Source organism: Deinococcus pimensis DSM 21231, assembly GCF_000519345.1.
GTDB lineage: Bacteria > Deinococcota > Deinococci > Deinococcales > Deinococcaceae > Deinococcus_A > Deinococcus_A pimensis.
The window spans coordinates 28,041-33,705 of record NZ_KI912617.1; the positions used below are offsets into that span (position 1 = coordinate 28,041).

The window sequence follows — 5,665 nt, forward strand, 5'->3', positions numbered from 1 at the left end:
GGGCGAGGGCGTGCGCGGCGCCCGCCTCGTCCATCACGTCGATGGCCTTGTCGGGCAGGAAGCGGTCGCGCAGGTAGCGCGCGGAGAGCGTGACGGCGGCGCGCAGGGCGTCCCCCGCGTAGGTGACGCCGTGGTGCGCGGCGTAGGCGGGCGCGAGCCCGAGGATGATGCGGACCGCGTCCTCCTCGTCGGGTTCGGGGACGTCCACGACCTGGAAGCGGCGCCACAGCGCCCGGTCGCTCTGCAGGTGACGCAGTTCGCCCGGGGTGGTCGCGCCGATGACGCGCAGCTCGCCGCGCGCCAGGGCGGGCTTGAGGAGGTTCGCGGCGTCCATCGCGCCGCCCTGCACGGCGCCCGCGCCGACGATGGTGTGCAGCTCGTCCACGAACAGCAGCGCCTTGCGGCCCGACAGGGCGTTCAGCACGGCCTTGATGCGCTCCTCGAAGTCGCCCCGGTAGCGGGTCCCGGCGAGCAGGGCGCCCATGTCGAGCGAGAGGAGGCTCGCTCCGCGCAGGACCTCCGGGACGTCCCCGGCGACGAGGCGCTGCGCGAGGCCCTCCACGACGGCGGTCTTGCCGACGCCGGGCTCCCCGACGAGGACGGGGTTGTGCTTCGTGCGGCGCGCGAGGACGTGCAGCATCCGCTGGAGTTCCTCGTCGCGGCCCACGAGGGGATCGAGCTCGTGCGCGCGGGCCGTGAGGTCGTCGCAGTACGCCTCCAGGGGATCGTTCGAGGCGGAGCCCGCGCCGGCGTCCACGTCGTCCTCGGCGACGCCGCCCGTGCGGCGCGGCAGGGCGGGCGTGCCGTGCGAGATGAAGCGCAGCACCTCCAGCCGCGTCACGCCCTGCGTTTCGAGCAGGAAGCGGGCGTAGGAGTCCTCCTCGTCGAGGAGTTCCGCGAGGACGCGCGCCCCGTCGGCCTGCCCCTCGGGCTTGCCCGCCGCGTGCAGCTGCAGGGCCGCGCGCTGCACGACGCGCTGCGTGGCGAGGGTGAATTCCGGCTCGTCCTCCCCGGTGGAGAGGTCCGCGATGAAGTCCGTGAGGTCCTCGCGCAGGCGGGCGAGGTCCGCGCCGCACGCGAGGAGCGCCTCGCGCGCGTCGGGGTCGTCCGCGAGGGCGAGCAGGAGGTGTTCGAGGGTGACGTACTCGTGCGCGTGTTCCTGCGCGAGTCGCGCGGCGCGCCTGAGGGACTGCTGGAGGTTCTCTGAGATCATGGGCCCTCCCCTGTGGTCACGGGCTCTCGGGTTCGAGGGTGAGCTCCAGCGGGTAGCCCTCCTCGCGCGCGAGGCCGGTGACCTGCGAGACCTTCGTCTCCGCGATCTCGCGGGTGTACACGCCCGCGACGCCGCGTCCCTGGTGGTGCACGGCGAGCATCACGCGCCGCGCGTCCTGCTCGCTGCGCCGGAAGTACCGGACGAGGACGTACACCACGAAGTCCATGGGCGTGTAGTCGTCGTTGAGGAGCAGCACGCGGTACATGGGGGGCCGCGTGACCTCCTGTCGTTCCTTGAGTTCCGTTCCTGTGCCGCTCTGCCTCTTGGTCATGATGGTCGTCCCCGAGGGACAGGGTGCAGTCTACTCCTCACGAACACCCGCGCGGGGCTGAGGTTTCGTGAGGAGAACGGTCACGCGGCGTCCAGCTTGTCGGATCGTACGCAGTGCCGCCGGGACCCTTGGTCTAGGGTGGGGTCATGGACGAGCGCCTGTACGCGATCGAGGTCCCGGAGGACGTGGCCCGCCGGGAGGAACTGCACGCCCACCTCCTGATCGCGTTCGCGCGGTACCTGCGGACGGCGAGGCCGGGCGCGCTGGTGGTGGTGCCGGGCCTGCTCACGCCCTTCCTGGATCCCGCCGAGTTCGACGTGTCCGACGAGGGCGGCCCGCACGAGGACACGTCGGACGCGCTCATCGCGTAGCAAGGGAGGCCGCGCCGGGCGCGGCCTCCCCGGGAAGTGCCGCGCTACTGACCGATGCCGGGCGTGACGTCGAGCACGAACGCCGGGCGGCCGCCCAGCATGAAGTCCATGGGGCGGCGCACCGCTACCTGCCCCTGGACGCTCGTGACGAGGTCGAGGAGCGCCTCGAGGCTGCCCACCTCCACCTTCCAGCCGTCGAGCTGGTTCTCCCCGAGATGCTCGCCCTCCCCGACGCCCTCGACGGCGGGGATGCCGACGGGCACGGGCTGGGCGCCGGGCACCATCGGCTCCTCGTGAATGACCTGTCCGGACCGCAGGACGATGAATTCCATGCCCGCAGTGTAGGCAGGGGGCGCGGACCCCGCGCTCATGATTCGTTGATGCAGCGAAAAACTTTGTGTGGAACGCGGAAAAAAACGCACCCTAGACAGGTCGGACGTTTCGTCACGCGCGCCTGACGTGGCGCCTCCTATGCTCGCCACGTATGAAGAGAACGATCGCGCTCCTCACGGCCGCCCTCCTCGGAAGCACCCTCGCGAAGCCCCTCACGATCACCATCATCCACAACAACGACCTGCACGCCCACATCGACCCCGTCACCGTCGGCAGGAACCAGTACGGCGGCTACGCCCGCGTCGCCACCCTCATCCGCCAGTACCGGGCCAGCGACGTCAACCCCCTCGTGCTGTCCGGCGGCGACACCTTCCAGGGCACCCTGTACTTCAACGTCTACGAGGGCCTCGCGGACGTCCTGTTCATGAACTACGCGGGCTACCGGGCCATGGCCGCCGGCAACCACGAGTTCGACCTCGGCCCCCGCGCGCTCGCCGAGTTCGCCCGCGCCGCCCGCTTCCCCGTCCTCGCCGCGAACCTCGACGTGAGCGCCGAACCCCTCCTCCGGGACCTCGTCAGGCCCAGCACCGTCCTCACCGTGGACGGCGAGAAGATCGGCCTCGTCGGCGCGGTCACCCCCGACCTGCCCATCGTGTCCTCGCCCGGCCCCAACGTCCGGATCCTCGACCTCACGAGGAGCCTCACCGCCGCCGTCGAGGGCCTCCGGAAGCAGGGCGTCGACAAGATCATCCTCCTCTCCCACCTCGGCTTCCCGCTCGAACAGCAGGTCGCGCGGGACGTGCCCGGCCTCGACGTCATCGTCGGCGGACACAGCCACACCCTCCTCGGCGACTTCCCCGACGCGGACTTCCCGAAAAGCGAGGGACCCTACCCCACCGTCGTCCAGAACGGCGCGGACCGCACCCTCATCGTCAGCGCCTGGGAATGGGGCAAGGTCCTCGGGCGCCTCCGCGTCGACTTCGACGCGGACGGACGCGTCACCGCGTGGGAAGGCCGCCCCGTCGCCGTCACCGAGGGCGTCCCCGAGGATCCCACCGTGAAGGCCATGACCGAGACGCTCGCCGTGCCCCTCGCCGCGCTCCGCGCGCAGGTCGTCGGCAACACCGCCCTCGGCCTCGACGGCGCCCGCGAGAACGTCCGCAAACGCGAGACGCCCATGGCGAACGTCATCGCCGACGCCACCCTCGCCGGCGCGAAGCAGGCGGGCGCCGTCCTCGCGCTCGTCAACGGCGGCGGCGTCCGCGCCAGCATCGACCCGGGCCCCATCACCTACGCCGAGGCCATCGCCGTGCAGCCCTTCGGCAACACCCTCGACGTCCTCGACCTCAGGGGCACCGAGCTGCGCGCCGCCCTCGAACACGGCGTCGCCGCCTGGAGCGACGGCAAGGGCCAGTTCCTGCACGTCTCGCGCGGCACCCGCTACACCTTCGACCCCACGAAGCCCGCCGGTCAGCGCGTCACCGACGTCACCGTCGACGGACGTCCCCTCGACCCCGACGCCACCTACCGCGTCGCCCTCAACAACTTCATCGCGAACGGCGGCGACGGCTTCGACGTCCTCAAGAACGCCCGCGGCACCCGCGTCCCCACCGGCACCCTCGACCTCGACCTCCTCGTCGCCTACCTCAAGGCCAACCCCACCCTCGACACCCGCACCGAGGGCCGCATCACCATCCTCAACGAACCCAGGTGAAGGTTGGGGGACGGCCCGGTCCTTCTGCCTGGAGCGCCCTCGCGTCTCTCCAGGTGTAGGGTGGCCGTCCCGCGTCTGGCGTGGTACGGACCCGAGCGGTCGGGTCCTCATGCTCGGGCCGTCGGCGCGTCTCTCCACTCAAGGGAGGCGTCGTACGGACCCGAGCGGTCGGGTCCTCCTGCCTGGAGCGTTGACGCGTCCCCGTGGTGGGTGGATTCAGGGAACTTTCAGACTCCCCCGTGCATCCTACCCACATGGAGCAGAACCGCCTGAACCGACTGCTCGAGGTCCTGGCCGACTGGCCCGAGCTTCTCGCCGAACTCCGCGAGCACCGCGTGTGGGGTCCCGTCCTGCGCGGCGAGCGTCTCGACGAGCAACCGCGCTCGCGGCGGGACTACCGTGTGGCGCGCGCCCCCCGGTGAATCTTGCCTCACTCGGTCTGGGCGCGCTGGTCGGCGAGGAGGACCTCGCTGGCCATGCAGAGGATCAGGACGACGCCGAGCACGACGAGAGCGACGTCCTGCCCGCTCGCGCCGCCCGGGGTGGGCGTGTGCCGGTGGACGGTGTAGGCGAGCATGCCGGTGAAGTGCATGCCGCTGATGGCGAGGGCGAGCGTGGCGCTCGCGGCGGCCTTCACGCCGCGCCGCTCGCCCGGCGCGAGCCGCGCCGCACGCGAACTCACGGCGTGACCGATGAGGGACAGGCCGAGGAAGCTCGCGAGGTACGCGATGGTCACGGACGCGACGAGCGGCACGAGGTGCCACTCGCCGTGCAGGCCGACGTTCATGGCGTGGATGCCGAGGAAGTGCATGAAGACGATGCCGAACGCGCTGAGCGCCGCGGCCCACGCGAGGGTGGAGGTGCGCACGGCGGGGCGGTCGAGGTGGGCCATCGCGAGGGTCATCATGACGATCGCGGCGAGCGCGGAGATGCCGGTGAGGACGACGTCGTAGCGGACGCCACTGCCGCCCTCGGTGACGAGCATGCCGATGAAGTGCATGGCCCACACGCCGAAGCCGAGGAGGGTGCCGCGCGCGGTGTGACGGACCCAGCGGCGTGGGTGGTGCCAGGAGGCGAAGTTGATGGACGCGTACGTGGCGAGGGCCGCCGTGACGAAGGAGAGCGCGACGTACCCCTGGGAGGCGCCGAGGTTCATGACGTCAGCGGGAAGCATAGGATCGAGGTCAGGATAGGGCGCGGGCCATGACGGTGTTCTGACGGCCAGAATGAAGGACGCGCCTCCGGGGAGGCGCGTCCTTCCTGTTGGTGGGCGGTATAGGATTTGAACCTACGACCCTTCGCGTGTGAAGTCAGCTCGCGTCCGTCTCGGTTCTTCCTCGTTCGTCCTGATTGCTGCTGTGGCGGGGGCTTTCGCTGGGCAGGCTGAAGGTTCGTCGAGGTCCGTACCCATCCGGTAAGGGTGCTGCATGGGTGCCGCCGTATGTGCGGGTGTCTGCAAGGCTGGGATCTTGTAGGCTTTCGGCATGGCAAAGTACGTTCTGGAAGTCTATACGGTGGGCGGGACGAGATTCACGTTCGTGAACCTTGAGCGGGACGCAATTGATTCTGCTCGGACAGCATTAGCAGATGTCTCAAATGTAAAAGGTACTTTACGATGAGTGAAGGTACTAGTGCCGAACTTATCATTCCCTGGAAAAGTATTGATTACGCCGCGTAAGAACTGTTGGCGATACTGAGTTCAA

General features: G+C 70.0%; 7 protein-coding genes. 3 read left to right on the forward strand and 4 right to left on the reverse strand.

The features are described from left to right. Window positions 1–1,213 (reverse strand): Clp protease N-terminal domain-containing protein (locus tag DEIPI_RS27375; RefSeq protein ID WP_045233350.1); only part of this gene is annotated, 1,213 nt, incomplete at its 3' end. A gap of 16 nt (window positions 1,214–1,229) precedes the next feature. Beyond that, complete coding sequence (clpS, locus tag DEIPI_RS0100575) at window positions 1,230–1,544, reverse strand: ATP-dependent Clp protease adapter ClpS (protein ID WP_027480496.1); 315 nt, start codon at window positions 1,542–1,544, stop codon at window positions 1,230–1,232. Window positions 1,545–1,690: 146 nt separating this feature from the next. Here clpS and DEIPI_RS0100580 point away from each other — a divergent pair, with 146 nt between their 5' ends. Continuing rightward, window positions 1,691–1,915, forward strand: coding sequence for a hypothetical protein (locus DEIPI_RS0100580; RefSeq protein ID WP_027480497.1), 225 nt, complete (start codon window positions 1,691–1,693; stop codon window positions 1,913–1,915). A 44-nt stretch (window positions 1,916–1,959) separates the two neighbouring features. Here DEIPI_RS0100580 and DEIPI_RS0100585 read toward each other — a convergent pair whose 3' ends face one another. Continuing rightward, window positions 1,960–2,247, reverse strand: a complete 288-nt coding sequence (locus DEIPI_RS0100585; protein ID WP_027480498.1) for a hypothetical protein — start codon at window positions 2,245–2,247, stop codon at window positions 1,960–1,962. Between the two features lie 152 nt (window positions 2,248–2,399). On the opposite strand from DEIPI_RS0100585, the gene DEIPI_RS0100590 reads away from it, so the two are divergent. Together DEIPI_RS0100590 and DEIPI_RS37125 are read left to right on the forward strand one after the other, a co-directional pair. Continuing rightward, window positions 2,400–3,962, forward strand: a complete 1,563-nt coding sequence (locus DEIPI_RS0100590) for a bifunctional metallophosphatase/5'-nucleotidase (RefSeq protein ID WP_027480499.1) — start codon at window positions 2,400–2,402, stop codon at window positions 3,960–3,962. Between the two features lie 254 nt (window positions 3,963–4,216). Further along, window positions 4,217–4,384 carry a hypothetical protein gene (locus tag DEIPI_RS37125; RefSeq protein WP_157463353.1) on the forward strand — a complete coding sequence of 56 codons (168 nt, stop codon included), beginning with the start codon at window positions 4,217–4,219 and terminating at the stop codon, window positions 4,382–4,384. Window positions 4,385–4,392: 8 nt separating this feature from the next. Here DEIPI_RS37125 and DEIPI_RS0100600 read toward each other — a convergent pair whose 3' ends face one another. After that, window positions 4,393–5,136 (reverse strand): MHYT domain-containing protein, encoded by a 744-nt coding sequence (locus DEIPI_RS0100600; protein WP_027480500.1) that lies wholly within the window; start codon window positions 5,134–5,136, stop codon window positions 4,393–4,395. Window positions 5,137–5,665 lie beyond the last annotated feature (529 nt).

Coding starts and splice junctions, on each gene's coding strand:
- clpS (WP_027480496.1), bottom strand. CDS start 1,544: ATGACCAAGAGGCAGAGCGGCACAGGAACGGAACTCAAGGAACGACAG.
- DEIPI_RS0100580 (WP_027480497.1), top strand. CDS start 1,691: ATGGACGAGCGCCTGTACGCGATCGAGGTCCCGGAGGACGTGGCCCGC.
- DEIPI_RS0100585 (WP_027480498.1), bottom strand. CDS start 2,247: ATGGAATTCATCGTCCTGCGGTCCGGACAGGTCATTCACGAGGAGCCG.
- DEIPI_RS0100590 (WP_027480499.1), top strand. CDS start 2,400: ATGAAGAGAACGATCGCGCTCCTCACGGCCGCCCTCCTCGGAAGCACC.
- DEIPI_RS37125 (WP_157463353.1), top strand. CDS start 4,217: ATGGAGCAGAACCGCCTGAACCGACTGCTCGAGGTCCTGGCCGACTGG.
- DEIPI_RS0100600 (WP_027480500.1), bottom strand. CDS start 5,136: ATGCTTCCCGCTGACGTCATGAACCTCGGCGCCTCCCAGGGGTACGTC.